Annotated in this window: 19 protein-coding genes and 1 tRNA gene; 10 read left to right on the forward strand and 10 right to left on the reverse strand. The window is 68.4% G+C overall.

Features of this window, described 5'->3' with window-relative positions; genetic code table 11:
• The first annotated feature begins 37 nt into the window (after positions 1–37).
• The 4 genes from VYJ16_RS10550 to VYJ16_RS10565 all read left to right on the forward strand — a co-directional run bounded on the left by VYJ16_RS10550 (position 38) and on the right by VYJ16_RS10565 (position 4,873).
• Positions 38–1,768 (forward strand): type II/IV secretion system ATPase subunit, encoded by a 1,731-nt coding sequence (locus VYJ16_RS10550; RefSeq protein ID WP_336350264.1) that lies wholly within the window; start codon positions 38–40, stop codon positions 1,766–1,768.
• A 3-nt stretch (positions 1,769–1,771) separates the two neighbouring features.
• Positions 1,772–3,895, forward strand: coding sequence for a type II secretion system F family protein (locus VYJ16_RS10555; protein ID WP_336350265.1), 2,124 nt, complete (start codon positions 1,772–1,774; stop codon positions 3,893–3,895).
• Positions 3,896–3,934: 39 nt separating this feature from the next.
• Complete coding sequence (locus VYJ16_RS10560) at positions 3,935–4,603, forward strand: class I SAM-dependent methyltransferase (protein WP_336350266.1); 669 nt, start codon at positions 3,935–3,937, stop codon at positions 4,601–4,603.
• 199 nt (positions 4,604–4,802) lie between these two features.
• A tRNA-Gly gene (locus tag VYJ16_RS10565) sits at positions 4,803–4,873 on the forward strand.
• Positions 4,874–5,177: 304 nt separating this feature from the next.
• Here the strand turns inward: VYJ16_RS10565 and VYJ16_RS10570 are convergent.
• The 4 genes from VYJ16_RS10570 to VYJ16_RS10585 all read right to left on the reverse strand — a co-directional run bounded on the left by VYJ16_RS10570 (position 5,178) and on the right by VYJ16_RS10585 (position 8,847).
• Positions 5,178–6,074, reverse strand: coding sequence for an Ig-like domain-containing protein (locus VYJ16_RS10570; protein WP_336350267.1), 897 nt, complete (start codon positions 6,072–6,074; stop codon positions 5,178–5,180).
• A 72-nt stretch (positions 6,075–6,146) separates the two neighbouring features.
• A complete protein-coding gene (locus VYJ16_RS10575) occupies positions 6,147–6,881 on the reverse strand; it encodes a class I SAM-dependent methyltransferase (RefSeq protein WP_336350268.1) in 735 nt (244 codons plus the stop codon).
• A 214-nt stretch (positions 6,882–7,095) separates the two neighbouring features.
• Positions 7,096–8,205: a DNA-methyltransferase gene (locus VYJ16_RS10580; protein ID WP_336350269.1), complete on the reverse strand. Its 1,110-nt coding sequence runs from the start codon at positions 8,203–8,205 to the stop codon at positions 7,096–7,098.
• 90 nt (positions 8,206–8,295) lie between these two features.
• Positions 8,296–8,847 carry a GNAT family N-acetyltransferase gene (locus VYJ16_RS10585; protein WP_336350270.1) on the reverse strand — a complete coding sequence of 184 codons (552 nt, stop codon included), beginning with the start codon at positions 8,845–8,847 and terminating at the stop codon, positions 8,296–8,298.
• A 131-nt stretch (positions 8,848–8,978) separates the two neighbouring features.
• Here VYJ16_RS10585 and VYJ16_RS10590 point away from each other — a divergent pair, with 131 nt between their 5' ends.
• Positions 8,979–9,593 carry a GNAT family N-acetyltransferase gene (locus VYJ16_RS10590; protein ID WP_336350271.1) on the forward strand — a complete coding sequence of 205 codons (615 nt, stop codon included), beginning with the start codon at positions 8,979–8,981 and terminating at the stop codon, positions 9,591–9,593.
• Positions 9,594–9,636: 43 nt separating this feature from the next.
• Here VYJ16_RS10590 and VYJ16_RS10595 read toward each other — a convergent pair whose 3' ends face one another.
• The 4 genes from VYJ16_RS10595 to VYJ16_RS10610 all read right to left on the reverse strand — a co-directional run bounded on the left by VYJ16_RS10595 (position 9,637) and on the right by VYJ16_RS10610 (position 14,036).
• Complete coding sequence (locus tag VYJ16_RS10595) at positions 9,637–11,103, reverse strand: RtcB family protein (RefSeq protein WP_336350272.1); 1,467 nt, start codon at positions 11,101–11,103, stop codon at positions 9,637–9,639.
• A 38-nt stretch (positions 11,104–11,141) separates the two neighbouring features.
• Positions 11,142–12,260, reverse strand: a complete 1,119-nt coding sequence (locus VYJ16_RS10600; protein ID WP_336350273.1) for a DoxX family protein — start codon at positions 12,258–12,260, stop codon at positions 11,142–11,144.
• 70 nt (positions 12,261–12,330) lie between these two features.
• Complete coding sequence (locus VYJ16_RS10605; RefSeq protein WP_336350274.1) at positions 12,331–12,786, reverse strand: archease; 456 nt, start codon at positions 12,784–12,786, stop codon at positions 12,331–12,333.
• Positions 12,783–14,036 carry a DUF502 domain-containing protein gene (locus VYJ16_RS10610; protein WP_336350275.1) on the reverse strand — a complete coding sequence of 418 codons (1,254 nt, stop codon included), beginning with the start codon at positions 14,034–14,036 and terminating at the stop codon, positions 12,783–12,785. The genes VYJ16_RS10605 and VYJ16_RS10610 overlap by 4 nt, the downstream gene beginning before the upstream one ends.
• A 330-nt stretch (positions 14,037–14,366) precedes the next feature.
• Here VYJ16_RS10610 and VYJ16_RS10615 point away from each other — a divergent pair, with 330 nt between their 5' ends.
• The 3 genes from VYJ16_RS10615 to VYJ16_RS10625 all read left to right on the forward strand — a co-directional run bounded on the left by VYJ16_RS10615 (position 14,367) and on the right by VYJ16_RS10625 (position 16,705).
• Positions 14,367–14,852, forward strand: coding sequence for a GNAT family N-acetyltransferase (locus tag VYJ16_RS10615; protein WP_336350276.1), 486 nt, complete (start codon positions 14,367–14,369; stop codon positions 14,850–14,852).
• 55 nt (positions 14,853–14,907) lie between these two features.
• Entirely contained in the window at positions 14,908–15,396 is a 489-nt protein-coding gene (locus VYJ16_RS10620; protein WP_336350277.1) for a hypothetical protein, read from the forward strand.
• Positions 15,397–15,478: 82 nt separating this feature from the next.
• Positions 15,479–16,705: an acyl-CoA dehydrogenase family protein gene (locus tag VYJ16_RS10625; RefSeq protein WP_336350278.1), complete on the forward strand. Its 1,227-nt coding sequence runs from the start codon at positions 15,479–15,481 to the stop codon at positions 16,703–16,705.
• Positions 16,706–16,715: 10 nt separating this feature from the next.
• On the opposite strand, the gene VYJ16_RS10630 is transcribed toward VYJ16_RS10625, so the two are convergent.
• Together VYJ16_RS10630 and VYJ16_RS10635 are read right to left on the reverse strand one after the other, a co-directional pair.
• The gene (locus tag VYJ16_RS10630) at positions 16,716–18,593 is read right to left on the reverse strand and encodes a hybrid sensor histidine kinase/response regulator (RefSeq protein WP_336350279.1); all 1,878 of its coding nucleotides are present in this window, start codon (positions 18,591–18,593) and stop codon (positions 16,716–16,718) included.
• Positions 18,594–18,836: 243 nt separating this feature from the next.
• Positions 18,837–20,849: an ABC transporter ATP-binding protein gene (locus VYJ16_RS10635; protein WP_336350280.1), complete on the reverse strand. Its 2,013-nt coding sequence runs from the start codon at positions 20,847–20,849 to the stop codon at positions 18,837–18,839.
• 196 nt (positions 20,850–21,045) lie between these two features.
• Between VYJ16_RS10635 and VYJ16_RS10640 the strand changes: the two genes are divergently transcribed.
• Positions 21,046–21,822 (forward strand): SDR family NAD(P)-dependent oxidoreductase, encoded by a 777-nt coding sequence (locus tag VYJ16_RS10640; protein WP_336350281.1) that lies wholly within the window; start codon positions 21,046–21,048, stop codon positions 21,820–21,822.
• On the forward strand, positions 21,815–22,822 hold the full coding sequence (locus VYJ16_RS10645) for a TIGR04024 family LLM class F420-dependent oxidoreductase (protein ID WP_336350282.1): 1,008 nt from the start codon (positions 21,815–21,817) through the stop codon (positions 22,820–22,822). Before VYJ16_RS10640 ends, VYJ16_RS10645 begins: the two co-directional genes overlap by 8 nt.
• Positions 22,823–22,850 lie beyond the last annotated feature (28 nt).

Raw genomic sequence — 22,850 nt, forward strand, 5'->3', positions numbered from 1 at the left:
TTATACCCCGGAAACCTGCGGTTCCTGCTCTTCGACGATGTCCGGACACCCACACGAACGACGCGACGACGCCCCCTCCCACGAACGGATACAGTCAGCGGACGCCACGTCGCCGGAGTCACGACTTGCACGACTCAAGCGTCGCGTCGTCCGGACCGTCCAGATGCTCCGCGGCACCACCATCGACCACTCGCGGTACGACCCCGACGAGCACGGCCGGCTCGTGAACTTCGACGGACTCGACGGCTACGAGGAGGTGAACCGGTACTGGGTGAATCCGCCGTTCGCGTTCGTCTCCATCAATCACGACACGGACGCGAACGAGCACCTCTACTACGTCGTCGAACCGGAACTCGACGAGTACGAGCACGCGCTCCTCGAGACGCTGTTCGAGGACGTCCGCGACCCGCTCGTGTACCGGCGCGACATCGAGATGGACGACACCGAGGTCGTGCTCGACGAAGCGCTCCACGAGCACCTCGAGCGGTACGGCGCGGACGTCGACATGACGACGTACTACAAGCTCTACTACTACCTGTGGCGCGCGTTCCGCGGGTACGGGAAGCTCGACCCCGTCATGCACGACCCGCACGTCGAGGACATCTCGTGTGACGGCTACGACCTCCCGCTGTTCGTCTACCACGACGAGTACACGGACATCGAGACGAACGTCCAGTTCGACCAGGAGGCGCTCGACAACTTCGTCGTTCGACTCGCCCAGCACTCCGGCCGCCACATCAGTATCGGCGATCCGATGGTCGAGACGACGCTCCCCGACGGCTCCCGCGCCGAGCTCGCACTCGGCGAGGAGGTCACGCCGCGCGGCTCCGCGTTCACCATCCGGAAGTACGCCGACGAGCCGTTCACGCCCATCGACCTCCTGGACTACGGGACGTTCAACATCGACCAGATGGCGTACCTCTGGCTCGCCATCGAGCACAACAAGAGCCTCATCTTCGCGGGCGGGACCGCGTCCGGGAAGACCACGTCGATGAACGCCATCTCGATGTTCATCCCGCCGCGGTCGAAGGTCCTCAGCATCGAGGACACCCGCGAGCTCTCGCTGTACCACGACAACTGGCTGTCGAGCATCACCCGCGAACGACTCCACGAAGGCACCGACGTGACGATGTACGACCTCCTCCGCTCCGCGCTACGGCATCGCCCCGAGTACATCATCGTCGGCGAGGTGCGTGGCGAGGAAGCGATCACGCTCTTCCAGGCGATGAACACCGGGCACACGACGTACTCGACGATGCACGCCGACTCGGTGCGGACGGTCATCAATCGCCTGGAGAACGAACCGATCAACGTCCCGCGGTCGATGGTCCAGTCCCTCGACATCCTCTGCGTGCAGACGCTCACGCGGATGGACGAGGAGCGCGTCCGCCGGAACAAGACCATCGCGGAGATCGAGGGCATCGACCAGCGAACCGGGGAACTCGACTACTCGACGGCGTTCACGTGGTCGGCCGACGACGACCAGTTCTCGTCCTCGGGGAGTTCGCTGCTGGACGAGATCCGCGAGGACCGCGGCTGGAACCAGGAGGAACTCCTCACGGAACTCCGGAACCGCCGGCGGTTCCTCGAGTACCTCTGGGAGCGCGACATCACGGACTACCGGCGGTTCACCGCGCTCATCAACGAGTACTACGCCGACCCGGAGCGCGCCCTCGACCGCATCGAGGACGTCGTCGGGTCGACGACCACCGCGGACGACGAGGACAGCGACGACGGACTGGACGTGACCCTCGCCGAGGGCGACTGACGGATGTCGTGGGCGAACTGGGTGCCGCTCGGTATCGCGGTCCTCCTCGCGTTGCCCGTGGCGCTCGCGCCGTACTGGGCGTACGCGAACCGCATCGTCAGTCGGTTCGCGCTCGTCGGGTTCGGGTCGTACGTCGAACGCATCGACCGGAAGAAGACCCAGCGCAAGAACACGCTCCGCGCCGCGCACCTGTCGACGACGTACCGCATCTACGCCGCGAAGACCATCTTCTACGCGGCCGTGATGGCGGTCGTCGGGTCGCTCTCCGGGATGTACTTCATCTGGGGGACGTTCGCCGTTCTCGCCATCGACGAGCAGACGATCACGAACACGCTCCCCCAGCAACTACACGTCCTCGCGAACTTCACGGGTCTCCCGTCGTTGACGATCTACGAACTGTTCGTGCTGATGCTCGTAACGAGCGCGACCGTCGGCATCGTCTTCGGCGGGTTGACGTACTGGCTGCGGTGGTGGTATCCGTCGTACAAGGCCGACGAGCGCGCGCGCCGCATCGAGGCGTCGCTCCCGCGAACAATCGCGTTCGTGTACGCGCTCAGTCGCTCCGGGATGGAGTTCCCGAAGGTGATGCGCATCCTCGCGGACAACAAGGCGGTGTACGGGGACGCGGCCGACGAGGTGAACGTCGCCGTCCGGAACATGGACATGTTCGGGCAGGACATGATCTCCGCCATCCATACGATGGCGCATCGAACGCCGAGCGGCCAGTTCAAGGAGTTCTCGGAGAACCTCGCGAGCGTCCTGCAGTCCGGCCGGTCGCTGTCGTCGTTCCTCCAGCAACAGTACCAGGACTACCAGGAGGAAGCCGAGAGCCAGCAGGAGAAGTTACTCGACCTCCTCGCGACGCTCGCGGAGGTGTACGTCACGGGCCTCGTCGCCGGGCCGCTCTTCCTCATCACGATCCTCGTCGTCATCGGCATCGCGGTCGGTGACACCATCCAGCCCCTGCAGGTGCTCGTGTACGTCATCGTCCCGAGCGCGAACCTCCTGTTCATCATCTACCTGTTGTCTGCGACGGACACCATCAGTCAGATACAGCGAATCGACGACATCGACGACCCCATCGAGACGATGACGGACGTTCGTCGCGCGAAGGACGTCCGGTCGGACGGTGGCGTCGAGGCAGGGAGCGAGCGGGATTCGAACGCGGGGATGGAACGCCTGCTCCTGTATCGTCGGTTCCGCTGGCTCGGGCGGAAGCTCGGGAATCCCGGGCGAACGGTCATCGAACGACCGACGGCGTTGTTCTGGGTGACGGTCCCTATCGTGCTCGTGGTGACCGCGGTCCGGTTCCCGCAGACGCTCGTGGAGGGACAGGTCTCTATCCGTGCGTTCGACGACCTGCTCGTGCAGGGGACGTTGTTCGTCGTCGGGACGTTCGCCATCGCGTTCGAGGTGCATCGACGCCGCCTGGAGGCTATCGAGTCCGCGGTCCCGGACCTCATGGACCGCCTGGCGAGCGTGAACGAGGCGGGGATGACGGTCGTGCAGTCCATCGAGCGCGTGCAGCGGAGTGAACTCGGGGCGCTCGACCCGGAGATAGAGCGCGTGTGGCGCGACATCGAGTGGGGCGCGGACGTCGAGACCGCACTCAAGCGCTTCGAGGCGCGCCTCCGCACGCAGATCATCTCGCGCGTCGTGACGTTGACGACGAAGGCGATGAACGCGAGCGGCGACCTGTCGACCGTGCTGCGCATCGCGGGGTCGCAGGCGAAGGCGGACCGGCGCCTGAAGCAGCGCCGGAAGCAGGAGATGTTGACGTACATGGTCGTCGTGTACGTGTCGTTCTTCGTGTTCCTGTTCATCATCGGCGTGCTGTCGACGGTCCTCATCCCGAACCTCCCCGACGGCGGGACGGGCGCGGCATTGAACGGCACGGGGAGTGGCGGTTCGACCGGTGGTGCCGGCGTGGGCGCCGTCGGCGGTATCGGTGGCGGCGGCGTGAACACGGAAGCGTACACGCTGCTTTTCTTCCACTCGACGCTCCTCCAGGGCTTGCTCTCGGGACTCATCGCCGGCCAGTTGTCGACGGGCGACATCCGCGGTGGCGCGAAGCACGCCGCGGTCCTGCTCGCCATCGCGTACGGCGTCTTCCTTCTCTTCATCTGAACCGCGGTCGTTATGCGTGTCGTGGCCGGACCGAGTGACATGGATCGGTCTCGCGAACGCACTCGCGACGTCTACGACCGGATCGCGGCGCACTTCTCGTCGACGCGCGAGTACCCGTGGCCGGAGGTGGAGTCGTTCCTCGATGGCCGCGACGGCGCGCTTGGGCTGGACGTCGGGTGCGGGAACGGCCGGCACGCACAGGGGCTCGCCGCGGTGTGCGACCGCGTCGTGGGTGTCGACACGAGCCGTGGGCTCCTCGAGACGGCCGCGGAGCGAGCGAACGACCGTGAGTACGCGGGGGCTGTCGCGCTCGTCCAGGGGGATGCCTCTCGACTCCCGCTCGCGACCGACAGCGTCGACCTCGCGGTCTACGTCGCGACGCTCCATCACCTCCCGGACCGCGAGCGTCGCGTCCGGAGCCTCGACGAGCTCGCGCGCGTGCTCTCACCGGACGGCGCGGCGCTCGTGAGCGCGTGGTCGACGGCGCACGACACGTTCGAGGACGCGAGCGCGGACGACGACGTGGGCTTCGATACGACCGTCGACTGGACGCTCCCCGGCGGCGAGACCGTCCCGCGATTCTACCACATCTACGCGCCCGCAGAGTTCGAGCGCGACCTCGCGGCGAGCGCGCTCAGTGTCGAGGAGACGTTCCAATCCAGCGGTAATTGTTATTCCAGCGTCAGGTCTGAACGGAAAACATCTTAAGGCCTCGCTACGAAGCACTCTGTGCGCACACCCGTTGGTGTGGGACCTACGCGTCTCGGGGGCCCTCGCGCACGGCTCCCGAGACACAGCGCACCACGCGCTGTCTTCAACCGTAACCATCAAATGCGAGCGACGGCTCCCTCGAAACGAGTGCCGGCGCAACGGTCACCGACGACCGCGCCGCCGCACGACACCGAGCGCACCGGTGGTCTAATGGTAAGACCTTGGCCTTCCAAGCCAATGATCCGGGTTCGATTCCCGGCTGGTGCACTCCCTTCGGTCGTGCGCCAGCCGACGTTCACCTCGCGGTGCTCGGTGAACTCCCGGCTGGTGCACTTCTCCAGCACACTCCGAGCGCGGAGCGACAGCGACGCGCGAGCCGACCGGGAGGAATGCCGAAACGGGAATCGAAGCCTACCAGTCGCGCACAGCGAACGCAGGGAGAGCACGTCTGGTTTCGGTTCGATTTCCGCCCGAGGCACTCTGGTCGCGCCTCAGCCGACGTTCACCTCGCGTTGCTCGGTGAACTCCCGGCTGGTGCACTCCTACGCGGCTCGAAAGCGAGCAGCGTTTGCTACACCTCGTCGAAGGGGATTCGTCGGATGGTCAGGCCGCCGGTCGGTCCGACGACGACGCAGAGCGGAGGGTCGTCGTAGGTCGGTTCGGTCTGGAGCGTCCAGTCCTGGGTCGCCTGCGCGCCCGATTCGAGCGCGGCCGTCACGCGGTACGTGCCCTTGCGGTACGTGACGCTCCCTTGTTCGACCGCGTCGTTCGTTCCGAGGAAGTACTCGTCCTCGAGGATGCGCTCGTCGCGGTTCTCGCCGCGGTAGTCGACGGTCACCGAGAGCGTGTGCGCGTCGGGATGCATGTTGTACGCGCGGAACGCCGCGTCGCCGCCCTCGCAGACCGCGGCGAAGTTCTCGCTCGGGTCGTCGCTCGCGAACACGTCCTCGCAGTCGCTGTAGTAGTCCTGGTAGCGCCCAGTGCGGACGACGAGGTCGCTGCTGACGTAGTACACCGCCGGCGCCTGGCCCCAGTCCGCGTGGACGCCGTCGTCGTAGTTCGCGTACCCCGAGCCGGTCGCGAGCACGTAGTGGCCGTCGTGCATCGCGCGATGGTGGTGCGTCGACGCGCTCGTGGAGACGGTCTCGGCGTCGGGTTCGTGGAGGCTGTTGTACGTCCGGGCGTTCTCGAACGCTTCGGCGAACGCGACGCTCGCGGCCTTGCTCGCGTCGGTCGGGCGGTCCGGGTACGATTTCGGGCCGCTCGGTGCGTCCGCGTACGTGCCGGTGGCGGTGACCGCGCGCGTCGTCGGTTCGGTCATCGCGGGACCGTCGTCGGGCGTCTGTGGGTCGCTGCCGATGGCGTCGTTCAGACACCCGGCGCTTGCGGTGGCGAGCGTCGCGCTCGCCGCCGCGGCGAGGAGTCGACGACGCGGCGTCGTCGAACCAGAGTGGCGTGGGGAGGGCATGCGGGCCGTACTGCTGTCACGGCCGGCATATGTCTTCTGCGCGTCAGCGGGGCCGTCGGTGCGGCCGAGCCGTCACTTCGGGAGCCAGACGATGGGGACGTCCTCCCACGCCCAGCGTTCCTCGGGGTAGTCGGCGACCTCCCAGAAGCTCCGCGGCCAGGTGCCGACGGCGTCGTGGATGGCCTCGTAGGTCAGGGTGCTCTCGCCGTCGAGGACGAGCCGCCAGCGGCGTTCGAACTCGGCGGCGTCGAACGCGTCGGGGTCCTTGCCGTGGCCGACGGGGTCGTCGAGGATGCGCTGGAGGTGCCGGCGGTAGCCGTCGTTGACGTACCCGAGGACGAGGTGGCCGCCGGGTTCGACGGCGTCGTAGAGTGCGCGGAGTGCGGCGGCGGAGTCGGCGACGTAGCTCATCGTGCCGTAGCAGAGCACGGTGTCGAACTGGCGGTCGATGTCGAGGTCCGGGAGTGCGGCCTGCTCGAAGTGCACGTTCGAGATTTCGTCGGTCGCGGCGCGCTCGCGGTTCTCGGCGACGATGGAGGTGGCGGCGTCGTACCCGTAGACGGTCGTGTCGGGGTGCTCGCGGGCGACGTGGAAGGCGACGACGCCGGGACCGCACCCGACGTCCGCGAACGACTCGGGGACGCCCTTCGCGTCGAAGAACTGCGCGAGGAGGTCGCGGACGTGATGCGTGCTCGGCGTGGCGTACTCGCGGTCGGATTCGTCTGCGTCGCGCCAGAACGCGTTCCAGTCGATGGTCTCGGGATGGCTGGCGTCGCTGCGGTCGGATGCGTCTATGGTTCCTGTCATTTTGGGGTGGCCGTGGCTGGTCGGACGGATGCGGTACGGCACCGAATCGTGGGTTTTGGGTGGGTCTTCGTCGGCTTCAGAGGATACCTGCTGCTACCGGAAAAGATTTTCTATTCTGCTTAACAGTCTTCTTCACTTACAACTTCGCACGCTGGGTATTTATAATTTTGGGACCCCGGCGGAACCGTCCCCGCGAACAACCCGAACGAACCTGCTACTCTTCGATATCATGCGGTTCGTGCACCACGCGGTACGTGCAGTCCCCGAACGAGTCCGACCCACCGTCCGCTTCCACCGCCGTACGCCCGTCCACCTCGCCCCCGTCGACGCGCTCGACGCTCGCGGCGTCGTACAACCGGAGGTCGCGCTCCTGGCGCGTCCGCACCGGCACGTCGTAGTGCTCGTTCTCGTACCCGAGGTCGTCACCGGCCTCGCGGGCGTCCGCGACGAACTCCCGATGCGCCGCCAACCGGGCGGCGTTCACGTCCCGCGACACCGCCGGCGCCTCGCTCGCCCGGTCCGCGAACGCCTCAACGAACCCCGCGTCGCGCTCCACGCCCACCGAGTTCCGACCCGCGGCCATCGCCGCCAGACTCGTCGTCCCCGTCCCCCAGAACGGGTCCAGGACCGTCTCCCCGTACACCGAGTACATACAGACGAGTCGATACGGGAGTTCGAGCGGGAACGCCCCCGACCGCTCGCGGAGCGCGTCGTCAGCGAGCGTCTGGCGCTCCCCGCCCACGTCCGTCCACACGTCGCTGAACCACCGGTTGCGTTCCTCCCAGAAGTACGCCGACTCGTAGCGCGCGTCGTCCCCCGGCGGGTACGACCGGGACTCGCCGTTCCGGAACACGAGCACGTACTCGTGCTCGAGGGTCACGTACGCGTTCGGCGGCACCATCCCGCTCCCCATGAACTTCGCCGCCGAGTTCACCGGTTTGCGCCAGAGGACGTCCGGCAGCGGGTCGAACCCGAGGTCCGCGAACGCCTCCACGACGCGAGCGTGATTCTGGTACACGCGGAACCGGTCGCCGACGGTCCGCGTCGCATCCCCGACGTTCACGCACGCGATACCGCCCGGCGCCAGCACGCGCTCGACCTCCGCCCACACGTCGTTCAGGACGTCGTGCATGCGCTCGAACGCCGCCTCACCGTCACCCGCGTCGAGCGCGTCACCGATCTCGGGGTCGAGGTCGGCGAACACGTCGTCCCACATCTCGATCATCGGGTACGGCGGCGACGTCACGACCAGGTCCACGCTGTCCGCGTCGAGCCCCGACAGGTCCCGCGCATCCCCAACGTGTACGCAATGGGTCGTCTCCATCACTCACCCACTCCCCGCGCCACACATATAGGTGATTCTCCACGACCGAACGCCGACGGCGAACCTGGGTCAGCGTCCGCCGGCGCCGAATCACTCGGTGCCCGTCCAGTCCTCGCGCGCGAGCCCGTAGCAGACCATGTCGCGGTGCTCGCCGTCGACGAACATGAAGTCCCGACGGACGCCCTCGCGCTCGAACCCGAGGGACTCGAGGAGCGCGCGCGAGGCGTCGTTGCTCGCGAACGCCTCCGCGCCGATGGCGGGCGTCGGGTACTCGCGGAACGTCCAGTCGACGACGAGACCCACTGACTCGCGCCCGTACCCCTCGCCGTGGTACTCGCCGGCGAGCCAGTATCCGAGGTTCGGGCGCTTGTAGGACGCCTCGCCGACGTGAACGGTCCCGAGGCGCTCGACGTCGTCGGCGTCGGCCGCCCCGCGTCCCGCATCGTCGGCGTCGAGACAGACGAGGAAGTCGTGGCCGTCGTCGTCGTCGCCGGCTTCCATCGCCGTCCGACTCGTCAGCGGGTTGCCGATGGGGTATCGAACCTCGGGGTTGGCGCGCGACCGCTGGACGAACGCGCGGTCCTCGTCCTCGAGCGTCCGGAGCGTCACGCGGTCGCCGGCCACGACAAGTGCACCAGGCATGCCCGCACCGTCTGCCCTGAGGCCGATAAGCGTTCCTCCGGGATGCCACGGACACACGGCCACCGGCCGCGACGAACGGCAGGACCGGCCGGGGCGAAAGCCACACCACGCTGGCCGAGCAACGCTGACGCGTGCACTGCGAGGTCATCGGCTGGCCCGAGGACGGGGCGACGCTCCGCCTGGACTACCGCGAGTTCGGGTACGCCGGGAAGTTCGCGATGTCCTCGACCGGGAAGGCCGTCTGTCACGACCGTCCGCACCCGGTCGCCGAAACCCACGAGGACCCCGCGGACGCGTTCGCCGGCCGCGACAGCGACGACTACGCGACCGACGTCCTCGCCGCGGTCGCGTTCAACGAGGACCGCACCGACGCCAACACGCTCTGGCTCCGGTACGTGACCGTGCGCGCCGACCGCCGCGGCGACGGCCTCGGCCCGCGACTCCTCGCGTTCGTCCGCGACGCCGCCAGCGAGCGCGGCTACGACCGCCTCCGCATCGCCGTCAACAACCCCTACAGCTACGAGGCGCTCTACAAGACCGGGTTCGCGTACACCGGCCGCGAGACCGGTATCGCCGAACTCGTCCTCGAACACCCCGCCGACGAAGCCCTCTCGAGCGACGTCGACCCCGCGGCGCGCTACCGCGAGGGCCTCGACGCGTTCGCCGACCGCGACGACCTCAGCGCGAACGAACGCGAGTTCCTCGCCGCGAAGCACGAACGCGGCCCGCCCGCGGCGACGCGGTGAGGCGGCCGCCGCCGCCGGGGCGCGACGAACCCCCGCTCGCCGCTCACCCCTTGATGTTGCAGACGGGGAAGGTCCGCGCCACCTTGTCGCCGATGCCGAGCGCGTCGCTCACGCGCACGACCTCGTCGACGTCCTTGTAGACGCCGGGCGCTTCCTCCGCGATGGTCGCACCCGACTGTGCTTTCACGTACACGTGCTGCTGCTCGCGGAGGTCCGTCTGGACGTCACCGCCCCAGTAGTCCTGCTTCGCTTGCGTCCGACTCATCGTCCGCCCCGCACCGTGTGCGGTCGACCCGAACGTCTCCGACAGCGAGTTCTCGCCACCGCGCAGGACGTAGCTGCCCGCGCCCATGCTCCCCGGGATGATGACCGGCTGCCCGACGTCCCGATAGGCCGCCGGCAGTTCCGGGCGGCCCGCCGGGAACGCGCGCGTCGCGCCCTTCCGATGCACGAACAGCTCCTTCTCTTTCCCATTCACTTCGTGGACCTCTTTCTTCGCGATGTTGTGCGCGACGTCGTACAGGAGGTCCATCTCCATCGCCTCCCAGTCCCGGTCGAACACGTCCTCGAACACCTGGCGCGTGCGGTGCATGATGAGCTGGCGGTTCACCCACGCGAAGTTGATGCACGCGCACATCGCGCCGTAGTAATCCTCGGCGAGCTGACTGCCCGCCGGTGCCGCCGCGAGGTCGCGGTCCGGGAGCTGGTCGACGAACCCCGAGTGACGCTTCTCGATGTCGCGCACGTAATCCTGACACGTCTGATGGCCGAGCCCGCGACTCCCGCAGTGGATGAGCACCACGACCTGGTCCTCGACGAGCCCGAACTCCCGTGCGACGTCCTCGCGGAACACGTCCGTCACGCGCTGGACCTCAAGGAAGTGATTCCCCGACCCGAGCGACCCGACCTGCTTCCGGCCACGTTGCTTTGCCTCCTCCGGCACCTTCGACGGCTCCGCGTCCGGCCGCTTCCCCTCGTCCTCGCAGTGCGCGAGGTCCTCGGGGACCGCCCAGTCCTCCGCGAGCGCCCACTCCACGCCACCCTGGAGGATGCGATTCACGTCCGCCACCGATCCCTCGAAGATACCGCCCGCACCCAGGCCCGTCGGCACGTTCTCGAACAACGCCTCCACGAGCTCCTCCTCGCGCCCGCGAACGTCCTCGTACCGGAGATTAGTTTTCATCATTCTGACACCACAATTTATATCAAATCCGACAGCTCCAGGTGATATACAGCCGTTCTCGGCATCTGTGGCGCCGACGCCACCGACGGGGAACCCGTACCCCTGGTGGGCGTCCGGCATCGCGAGCGCGTACTTCTGGATGCCGGGGAGGTGCGTCGCGTTCTTGAGCTGCTGGAGGCTCATGTCGTCGCTGATCTCGTCGAGGAGCGTCTCGCTCGCGAGGACGCGCGCCGGCGCTCGCATCCCCTCGCTCTCGTCCTGGGGGATCTCCCACACGTAGTCTCGGACCTTGTGGAGCGTGATGCCGTCGGCGTCGTACGTGGTCATGTGCTAGCAGTCGGTCGCGCCGGCGGAATAGGTTTCGTCTACGCGGCCGAGTCGTCGGCCGTGCGCTCGTCGCAGGACGCGGCCGCGTCGGCGGATACGGTCGCGGCTGCGTCCGCGTCGTCGTCGCCGAAGACGGCGTCGAGCGAGTACGGGCCGGCGCCGGTTATCATGAGCGCGGACGCGAGTCCGAACAGCGAGAGGTGCGCGAGCACGGGGTCGTCGGGGAGGCCGAACAGCGTGAGCGTGAACAGGCCGAGCGAGAGCGCGGCGGTCGCGCGCGTGTAGAGGCCGACAGCGAGGACGACGCCGACCGCTATCTCGGCGAGTGCGGCGCCGACCACCCAGAGTTCGGGGGCGACGGGGACGACCGCGGTGAGGTCGTACTTCGCGACGACGGCGAGCGCGTACCCGGGGTTGAGGAGCTTCTCGACGAGGCCGAGGTAGACGAACGTCACGGCGAGCGAGAGCCTGATGGCGACGGGGACCAGGGGCGTGGCGGGAGCGACGCGCTCGCGGAACCGAACGGCGAGACCGTGGACGGGGTCGATGCGGCCGTACGTGCTCTCGTCGTCCGCGGCGAGCCGTCCGAGGACGTCGTCCGCGCTCGGCCGGCCGCTCCCGACGGCGACGAGCGCGAGGAACCCGCCGACGTACTCGAACTGGAGCGCGAGCGCGGGTTCGACGCCGAGGCCGTACGCGTAGAGCACGAGGCCGACGGCGGCGACGAAGCGCGTCGCGAGCCCGAACAGGAGCAGGAACCCGAGGCCGATGAAGAGGAGTCGTGCGTCGCTCGCGACGAGCGGCGTGAAGTAGTAGCCGCTGAAGCCGGCGCCGACGAGCGGGATGCCGATGGCGAGTCGGAGCAGCCACGGGAGGAGGTCGCGGTAGTCCGTCATCGCGGCGGCGAACAGCGCGCGGTCGCGCTCGAACGGCCGAACGCGTTCGTACGCGAGCACGCTCGCGACGGCAGCGAGTGCGCTCCCGCCGAGGATGGCCGCGTGCAGCGGGACCGCGAGCGTGGTCGCGACGAACGAGACGATGGATGCGACGTCCGCGGGCTCGTCGACGACGTACCGGACGTGCGCGCTCGCGGTCCCGGCGAAGGCCGTGATGGCGAGCGCGAGCACCAACCCGACGCGTCGCGTGAGACGCTTCATGGTCCACTGTTCGGTCCCAGAACGTAAACGCACCACGACGGTTCTCGTGGGGCGACCCCCCAGAGACCGCTCAGACGTCGAAGACGACGTACGCGTACCACTCGTCGTCGCGCTCCTCGACGACCATCTGCGAGAACGTCACCGCCTTCACCTCGCGAGCGTCGACGTCCGCGAGGTCGACGCCGCGAGCGGTCGCCTCCAGTCGATACTGATTCTCGTCGCCGCCCGCGGCCTGCGCCGCGTCTTCGTCGTCGATTCGCGAGATCGCGACGTCGTTGTCGACGGGGAGGACGCCGCGGACGTCGCGCTCGTAGATGAGGCGTCCGAGGTAGTCGTACAGGAGTCCGTCGAGGTCCTCGGCCTCCCGTTCGACCGAGAACCGCTCTCCGCCCGTCGCGGGAACGTCGTCGCACTGCGCGGACGCGAGGCCGTCAGCGACCGCCGCGAACACTGCACTCGTCGACTCGCCGGTCGCTTCGACCGCCACGTCCGCGGTGTGCTCGCGGAGCGCGAACTCGCCCGTCATCGTCCCTCCGCGTCCGTGTCCGCGTCCGGACGCGTCGGTCCCGACGGCTTGTCGCGGTCGCGCTCGAACGCGTCGACGTCCACGAACGCGTCGTCGTCGGCCGTCCCGTCACCCGCATTCGGTTCGGGGTCGGTCGCGTCGGCGTCGTCGGCTCCGGCGTCCGAGTCGCGCGTCTGGTCGCGCCACCGCCCACTGGGTGCATCCGCCGGATCGACGTCCGCGGGCGTGTCGAAGTCACTCCCGAGCGACCCCTCGGTCCGCCCGGCCGCGACGTCCGACGGCGTCGCGTGCTCCTCGCCGAGCGTCTCCTCGACTCGCTCGCGCTCGACGTCCCCCGGGTGCGCGTCGCTCGCCCCGAGCATCTCCTCGTCGCTATAGGACTCGACGCCGGACGGAACCGCCTCCTCGCCAGGCGAATCCGGTTCCGCGTACGACTCGTACGCACCGCGGCGCTCCGCCGCGCTCGCGCCGCGACGCTGCCGTTCGCCAGCGTGCCCGTCCGGCGCCGCCTCCGCACCGACCGCCACCTCCGACGTCGCTCCGAGCCGCTCAAGTTCGTCCGCTGACAGGCTCGACCGACCACTGACGTCGTCCGGCCCCCCCGTCGCCACGCCACTCGTCACGACCGTCCGGATGCCCTCGTCGACCGTCATATCCACGTCCATCACGCGCTCGCTCGGCACGTGCACGAGATGCCCGCCCATGACGGGGTTCGGCGCGAGCGGCAGGAACAACGTCACCAGGTCCCGTTCACCAGCCGCATCCTTCAACGACCCAGCGGACTCCGCGGTGAGGAACCCGAGCGTGTACGCGCCCTCGTGGGGGAACTCCACGAGCTTCACGTCCCGGAAGCTCTGCTGGTCGCTCTCCATCATCACGTCACTCATCTCCCGGAAGCTCTCGTAGATTGACCCAAACCCCGGAACGCGCGCGAGCGCCGCGTCCACGTACTCGATGAACGTCTCCCCGTACCGGAACTGCGTGAGGAACCCGACGAGGAACACGATAGCGATCAGCACCCCGACCGCCGCCCCCAGGAGGATGGGGCTCGCGCCCTGATTCCCGGTGACGTCCAGCAACGTCGTCATATAGTTCAGGATGTACTGGACGACCGTTGCGAGCACGAGCACCGTCACGGCGAACGGCACCACGACCGCCAGCCCACCGATGAACGCATCCCTGACCAAATCGACGACGCTCCGACCAGCCTCACGCGGCGACGAGTACTCGCCACCCGACCCTGACTCCATTACCACCCACAACAGGGCGAGCCAGCAAAGGGATTGGGGAGACACAGTTAGGCCCCACCCACCCCCACACGCCCCCACCGAACCACACGCACGAACACCCCCAGAGACGACACCACCACCACCGTACGCTGGTGCGAGCGGGCAACCTGAAACGGCCGCCTGGCGGCGGCCGTATGCTCGTGCAAGCAAACAGCGTGAAACGGCGCCCTGGAGGGCGCCGTATACTCGTGCGAGCCGTAGTCCCGAAACGGTGACCTGACGGTCACCGTATGCTTGTGCGAGCGGGGGTGCCGATGGAATTATACCTGTGTGTCTCGGATTCCCATCCTAGTGAGCGTCAACGTCGACACACGCGTCATCGGTCCCGGGAACGACGACCTGGTGACCGAGGCGTGGCAACTGAAGGAGCAGATTCGACGGGCCGAAGGCGTGCTCAAGCAGCGCCGTGACTTCTTCACGGACGCCTACCGTCGGTCGACGGTGCAGGCGTTCGTCGCGGACGGCGTCGAGCCCGAACTCATGGGGTTCGTCGCCGTGCGCCGCGACGGCTACATCCTCTTCCTCGCGGTCGCCCCCGAGCACCGCGGCGAGGACATCGGGAAGAAACTCGTCGCGCGCGTCGCCGACGACCACCGCACCGTCACGTGTCACGCGCGAACGACGAACGAGAACGCCTTGCAGTTCTACGAGCACCTCGGGTTCGAGGTGAAGCGCCGCATCGACAACTACTACGAGGACGGCGGCGACGCGTACTATCTGAAACTCGGCGACGACGGCGGCCTGACGACGCGACTCCAGGAGATTCTCCGCGGGTGAAGTGACGGTTTGACCCTACGGCACGCTTTTCGGGTAGTCCTGACTACGGTCGAACATGAACGTCGATATCGACCCCGGAGTGCTCCTCCGGGAGAGCGTCCCGATCGCAGTCGTCCTCGGCGTCTGGGTCGCGCTCTCGCTGCTCGGCGGGGCGGCCGCCGGGCCCGCGCTCCGGTACGCGGGCGTCGCGATGGCGCTCGGGTACGTGCTAGTCAGGAGTCGCTCGCTCGCCGACCGCACCGAGCGCGCGTCGCTCTCGATGGCCCCAGCCGCCATCGTCCGCGCGAACGCCACGCCCGTCATCGGCGGCGCGCCGTGGTTCGTCGCCGCGCGCCTGCTCCCGGTCGTCGGCCAGGGTTGGGAGGCGCTCGGCCTCCCCGGCGGGTTCACCAGTCCCGCGCCCGCGATCCAGTTCCTCGCGGCCGCCGTCGGATTCCTCACCGTCGTCCTCTACGTCGCCGTCTTCGCGCGAACGCACACGACGGCGGTCGGCGATACCGGCGGTCGCCCGAGCAGTACCAACGCAGCCACCGGCGACGACTGACCACCCGAACGCGTTCGGAAACGTCGCGCCTTGCGTCACCGGTTGCCATACCGTTTAGGGGGCCGCGTCCGTCGGTCCGCGCATGGAGTACGACGACCCCGAACGCGGCAGTGAGGTGGCGTCGCGAGCGCGCGAGTTCGTCCGCGAGGAAGTCATCCCCGTCGAACGCGAGTACCTCGGCGAGTCGAACGTTCCCGACGACGTCATCGCGGACCTCCGCGAGAGAGCGCGCGAGTACGACGTCTACGGGCCGCAACTCCCCGAAGAGTACGGCGGGCTCGGGATGGACTTCCGCGCGATGCTCCCCGTGTTCGAGGAGGCAGGCCGGAGCCTGCTCGGCGGGCTCGCGATGCGGTGTTCCGCGCCGGACGAGGGGAACATGCACACGCTCGAGCACTTCGGGACCGACGAGCAGCAGGAGCGCTGGCTGGCGCCGCTCGCGAGCGGCGAGATGAATTCGGGGTTCTGTATGACCGAACCGATGCAGGGCGGCGGCTCGGACCCGAAGATGCTCCAGACGACCGCGCGGAAGGACGAGGACGCCGACGAGTGGGTCATCTCGGGGCACAAGTGGTGGACGACCGGCGGGAGCGAGGCGGACGTGTTCCTCGTGATGGCGCGCTCGAACCCGGACGCCCACCCCTACGAGGGCACGAGCCTCATCATCGTCCCGCGCGACACGGAGGGCGTGGAGGTCGTCCGCGACGTCCCGCACACGGGCGGGGAGCCGGTTGGGTCGAGTCACGCGGAGGTGAAGTTCCACGACGCGCGCGTCCCGGTGGAGAACACGCTCGGCCCCGAGGACGGCGGGTTCATGGTCGCACAAGCCCGGTTGGGGCCGGCGCGACTCACGCACTGCATGCGGTTCGCGGGGATGGCCGACCGCGCGCTCGACATCGCCACCGCGTACGCGAGCGAACGCGAAGCGTTCGGCGAACCCCTCAGCGAGAAGCAAGCGCTCCGACACGAGATCGCCGACCACCGCACGAGCCTGCACGCCGCACGGACGATGATCCGGCACGCCGCCGACGGCATCGCCGCCGGCGACGAGGCCCGCATCGAGGTGGCGATGGCGAAGACGTTCACCGCGAACGTCGCCCAGGACGCCGTCGACACCGCCGTCCAGGTCTGTGGCGGGAACGGCATCGGGAAGGACCTCCCGCTCGCTGATTTCTACGAGAACGTCCGCGCGTTCCGCATCGTCGACGGCGCCGACGAGGTCCACCGGCGCTCCATCGCACGCTGGGCGTTCGGCGACCCCGACAGCGAGGAGCTCGCGGGCATCACGCGCTACGACGACGACCTGTAGCCGTCGCGACTCAGTTCTCCTGGAGCGTGGCGGGCGGCCGCGGCGGCTCCGCCGTCGTGAACTCGAAGCGCGCGCCGCCGTCGGCGCTCTCCGTGCATCGAACCGACCAGTCGTGCGCTTGCACGATCTCGCGGACGACCGCGAGCCCGATGCCGGTGCCGTCACCGTCGCTGACGCCGTACTCGAAGAGGTCCTCGCGCGCGTCCGCCGGAAGGCCGTCGCCGTCGTCCGCGACGACGAACCCGTCCTCGGTGACCGCGACGCGGATGCGGGACGTGGAGTCGCCGTGGTCGACGGCGTTCCGGAAGCAGTTCTCGAACACGCGCCGGAGCCGGGACGGGTCCGCGTTCACGACGCCGTCGCCCTCGACCTCGACGGCGACGTCCTCTGGCAGGTCGACCGCGGACTGCGCGGAACTGGCGACGCCCGCGATGGAGATGTCGTGCGCGTCGACGTCGTGGTCGCCTTCGCGGGCGAGCGAGAGCACGTCGTCGATGAGTTCCGTCATCCGGTCGTGCGCGTCCGCGATCTCGTCGAGCCGCGGGTCGTCGAGGTCCGCGGCGAGGAGCTCGCGGTAGCCTTCGGCGACCGATAGCGGCCCGCGGAGGTCGTGCGCGACGACGCTCGCGAACTCGTCGAGTCGATTCCGTTCCTGCTCGAGTTCGCGCTCGCGTTCCTTGAGTTCGGTGATGTCCGAGCTGATACCGCAGACGCCCTTCGGATCGCCGTCCTCGTCGAACAGCGGGACCTTCACCGAGTAGTACGTCCGTCGCTGTCCGTTCCGGTACGCGTCCTCCTCGACCTCGATCGCGCGCTCCTCCTCCATCGCACGCCGGTCGTTCGCGCGGACCTCCGCGGCGAACTCGTCGTCCTGTATCTCCCAGTCGGTTCGCCCGACGAGCTCGCCGTCGACGTCGACGACCTCGCGGAACCGTTCGTTCGCGAGCTCGTATCGACCGTCTCGGTCCTTGATGTAGACGATCGCGGTGGTGTTGTCGAGGACCGCTTGGAGTTGCTCGGTCGTGCGTTCGTACTCGCGTTCGCGGTCCAGGCGCTCGAACGCCTGCTCGACGTGCGTCGCGAGGAGCTCGGTGAGTTCCAGGTCGGACGTCGTGAACGCGTTCGGTTCCGCGGCGATAGCCTGGAAGACGACGTCGTCGCCGACGGGGACGGAGACGGCGGAGCGGAACGACGACTGGTCGGGCGCGGCGTCGGTCGTCTCGGTGACGTCGTCGACGCGGAACGACTCGCCGCGCTGGTAGGTCTTCCCGAGGACGCCGTCGTCGAGCGCGGGCAGCGAGTCGGGTTCGTAGCTCGCCGCGCCGAGCGGCTCGAAGCGGCCGTCGACCGCTTCGTAGAGCCCGTAGACGTGGAACTCGAGGATGTCGTCGGCGGCGGAGAGTGCGGCGTCGACCACGGCGTCGCGCGACGATGCGCCGGCGATGTCGGCGGCGTGCCCGTGGAGTTGCGCGGTCTTCTCGCGGGTGCGTTCGAGTTCGCGTTCCGCACGGGCGGCGTCGACGGCGTTCTCGACGCGGTTCGCGAGGAGCGCGTACTGTTCGCGCCCGCCCTTCTGGAGGTAGTCGGTGACGCCCGCGGAGATGGCGTCGGCGGCGACGGCTTCGCTGCCTTTCCCCGTGAAGAGGATGAACGGGACGTCCGCGTGGTTCTCGCGGACGGTCTTCAGGAACGCGAGGCCGGTCCGGTGTTCGAGGTCGTAGTCGCTGACGACGCAGTCGACGTCGGTCTCGGCGAGGACGTCGAGCGCGTCGTCGGCGGTCGTCGCCGTGACGACGCTGATGCGGTCGCTCTCGCGGTCGAGGAACGTCTCGGTGAGGTCCAGGAGGCTCTGTTCGTCGTCGACGCAGAGCACCTGAACGTCTCGCATATCGTTGGCGCTCGACCGACTCATGCAAGAAACGTTCGGTTCGCTTCCACGAAGCCGCCGGTCTCGGCTTTCGTGTCCATGCAGTCGGCGTGCGCGACCATGGACTGGCGGGTGGGGTTCGTCGGAGTCGACTGCTCAGTACGCGTCGTCGGAATCGACTGCTCAGTACGCGTCGTCGGAATCGACTGCTCAGTACGCGTCGTCGGAATCGGTTGCTCAGTACGCGTCGTCGGAATCGATTGCTCAGTACGCGTCGTCCGGGTCGTCGAGTTCGCCGGTCTGGACGTTCCAGAGGGTCGCGTATCGGCCGTCGGCGGCGAGCAGGTCGTCGTGGCTGCCGCGTTCGACGACCTGGCCGTCCTCGAGGACGACGATGCGGTCTGCGTCCTTCACGGTCGAGAGCCGGTGCGCGATGGCGAACGTCGTCCGGTCGGCGGCGAGGTCGTCGAGACTCCGCTGGATGCGGAGTTCGGTCTCGGTGTCGACGTCCGAGGTCGCTTCGTCGAGCACGAGGATGGGTGGGTCCTGGAGGACGACGCGCGCGATGGCGAGGCGCTGGCGTTGCCCGCCAGAGAGCTTCACGCCGCGTTCGCCGACGCGCGTGTCGTAACCCTCGGAGAGGTCCGCGATGAACTCGTGGGCTTCCGCGAGCCTGGCGGCGCGCTCGACGGCGTCGCGGTCGGCGTCGAACCGCCCGTAGCGGACGTTCTCCGCGATGGTGCCGTCGAAGAGGAACGAGTCCTGGCCGACGTACCCGACGTGCTCGCGGAGCGACGCGAGCGTGACGTCGCGGACGTCGTGCCCGTCGACCGTGACCGCGCCGTCGTTCACAGCGTCAGACTGCGTCTGATTGGCCGACGGACGTGGTCCGTCGACGTCGTCAGATTGTGTCTGACTGGCCGACGGACGTGGTCCGTCGACGTCGTCAGATTGTGTCTGACGTGCTGACGGACGTGGTCCGTCAACATCGTAGAGGCGCATGAGGAGCTTCAGCGTCGTGGACTTCCCGGCGCCCGTCGACCCGACGAGCGCGACGGTCTCGCCGGGTTCGGCGTCGATGGACACGCCGTCGAGCACGGGTTCGTCCGCGCCGTCGTACGTGAACGTCACGTTATCGTACCGGACGTGGCCGTCGACGTCCGCGAGTTCGACCGCGTCCTCGCGCTCGGTGACGTGCGGCGGGACGTCCATGAGGCCGAACACGCGCTTCCCGCTCGCCTTGGCGTTCTCGTACCAGTCGACGATGTTCGACACCTGCGAGAGCGGCTGGACGAACCGCTGGGTCATGAACACGAAGATGACGAACTCGCCGACGCTGAGTTCGCCCGACAGCGGCCCGGGCGGCCCCTGGAAGATCCAGAGCCCGCCGACGAGGAACGTCGCGGCGAACGAGAGGCCGGCGAGGAAGCTCATCCCGGGCCGGTAGAAGTACGAGAGCGTCAAGATGGACATGTTCGCGTCGTAGAGTTCGCGGGAGGCGCCGCGGACGCGCCCGGTCTCGTGGGCTTCCGTCCCGGTGGTCTTCACGAGTTGGATGCCGGCGAGCCCGTTCTCCAGGCGCGTGTTCAGGTCGCCGACGGCCTCGCGGACGCGAGCGTACCGCGGTTCGGCCTTCCGCATGAACCAGAGCGTGAACGCCCCCATCAGGGGGACGAACACGAGCGTCACCGCCGCGAGCTGGGCGTTGTAGAAGAACAGGATGCCGGCGATGCCGAGCACCATCACGACGAGGCGGAGGACCTCCGAGAGCGCGTCGTCGAGGAACGTCTCGAGGTTCGACGCGTCGTTGTTCAGGATGCTCATCACTTCGCCGGTCTCCTTGTCGTCGAAGAACGACATGTCGAGGTCCTGCATCGCGGCGTACGTGTCGGTGCGGACCGCGTGCATGACGCCGTGCGCGAACGTGTTCATCGTCACGCCCCACACCCAGCGCGCGGCGGTGCCGACGACGAACGCGCCGACGATGAGCCACACCGAGAACCAGAACTGCTCGACCTGCGTGTTCGGGAGCATCCCCGCAGGGACGAGCGGGAGGTTGTATCGGCTCGCGCCGCCTTCGCGGAACACGGCGTCGATGGCGGTGCCGAGGACGACCGGCGGGACGAGGAGTGCGGCGCGGGAGACGAAGTTCGAGAGGATGCCCGCGAGCAGCCACGGCCACCGCGGGACGCCGTACTCGCGGAACAATCTGCCGAGCGGTCGGTCGACGTCCACGCGGTACGCCTCGAAGGGGTTCTCGTCGTCGTCGGAGGCCACGTTGAGAGCATCAATCCGAGCGCGCAGCAAATGACCTTCGATTCGAAACGCTCGCGCTCGTCGGCCCGGCGCGGACCCGCGGTCGTCGCCGACGCGCCGCGCCGCTGGCCCACCCGGGCCGGGCGCTGCCGACCGGAACCAGTGAACAGACAACCCATTGCAAATTACTTTGGTCCTGGGTTCCATGGCCCTCGGTATGGCCACGGACCAGTTCAGCGTCGACGGCGACGTCGCCATCGTCACGGGCTCGTCGTCTGGGATCGGACAGGTAATCGCGGAGCGGTTCGCGGACGACGGCGTGGACGTCGTCGTCTGCTCGCGCGAGATGGAGAACGTCGAACCGGTCGCGGACGGCATCAACGACTCGGACCGACCGGGGAGCGCGCACGCGGTCGAGTGCGACGTCACCGACCGGGACGCGGTCGAGGCGATGGTGGAGGCGACCGTCGAGCAGTTCGGTGGCGTGGACGTCCTCGTGAACAACGCCGGCGCGTCGTTCATGGCGGGCTTCGACGACATCAGCCCGAACGGCTGGAAGACCATCGTCGACATCAACCTCACCGGCACGTATCACTGCGTGCAGGCCGCCGAGGAGCACCTGAAGGACGCGTCCGGGAAGGTCATCAATCTCTCCTCGGTCGCGGGCCAGCAGGGTGCGCCGTGGATGAGTCACTACGCGGCGGCGAAGGCCGCGGTCGAGAACCTGACGAAGACGCTCGCGTTCGAGTGGGCGGACGACGACGTCCGCGTGAACTGCATCGCGCCCGGGTTCGTCGCCACGCCCGGGGTCGCGAGCCAGATGGGCGTCACCGCCGACGAGGTCGATAGGGAAGAAGTGAAGCGCCGCATCGGCGTGAGCGAGGAGATCGCGGACGTCGCGCAGTTCCTCGCGTCCCCGGCGTCCTCGTACGTGGTCGGGCAGAGCCTGACGGTCGCGGGCGTCCCGGACATCATGGAGAGCCCCGATGTCTGAGGCGGACTACCACGTACACCTGCCGGTCGCGGCACAGGACTCGGTGCAGGACTTCGTCGACATGGCGGTGCGCGCGGAGGAACTCGGGTACGAGGCGGTCTGGCTCCCGGAGACGTGGGGGCGCGACGCCGTCACTATCATGACGAGCATCGCGCACGCCACGGACGACGTCCTCATCGGGTCGTCCATCATGAACGTGTACTCTCGGTCGCCCGCGCTGCTCGCGCAGACCGCGGCGACGCTCGACGAAGTATCGGACGGCCGGTTCCGCCTCGGCATCGGCCCGTCGGGGCCGGCGGTCATCGAGGGCTGGCACGGCATCGACTTCGGGAACCCGCTCCGACGCACCCGCGAGTACGTCGACATCGTCAAGAAGGTCCTGCGCGGCGATGAACTGGACTACGAGGGCGAGTACTTCAACCTGAGCGGGTTCCGGCTGCGCTGCGAGGCACCCGACCCGGCGCCGCGCGTGGACGTCGCCGCGATGGGCCCGAAGGCCGTCGAGCTCGCGGGCCGGTTCGGGGACGGCTGGCACGCCATCCTCTTCACGCCCGACGCGATGGCGGACCGCATCGAGGACTTCGAGCGCGGCACGGAACTGGGAGACAACGACCGGGGCGAGCAGGACGTCACGCTCTCCCTGACGTGCTGTGCGCTCGAGGACGGCGAGCGCGCCCGGCACCTCACCGCCCAGCACGCCGCGTTCTACGTCGGCGCGATGGGAACGTACTACCGCGACTCGCTCGCTCGCCAGGGCTACGAGGACGAGGCGCACGACGTCGCCGCGAAGTGGATGAACGGCGACCGCGACGCCGCCATCGACGTCTTCAGCGACGACATGCTCGACGACTTCACCGCCGCCGGCACGCCCGAGCGCGCCCGCGAGGAACTCGCGAAGTTCGCCGAGGTCGACGGCGTCGACAACGTCTCCATCGGGTTCCCGCGCGCCGCCAGCCCCGCGGAGATCGACGCAACGCTCGAAGCGTTCGCGCCCGAGTAGGGGCCCGCAGGCGCTCTCGAGCGCCTCG

Origin of the sequence: Halorubellus litoreus (genome assembly GCF_037081675.1) — an archaeon.
In the GTDB taxonomy this organism is placed as follows: domain Archaea; phylum Halobacteriota; class Halobacteria; order Halobacteriales; family Natrialbaceae; genus Halorubellus; species Halorubellus litoreus.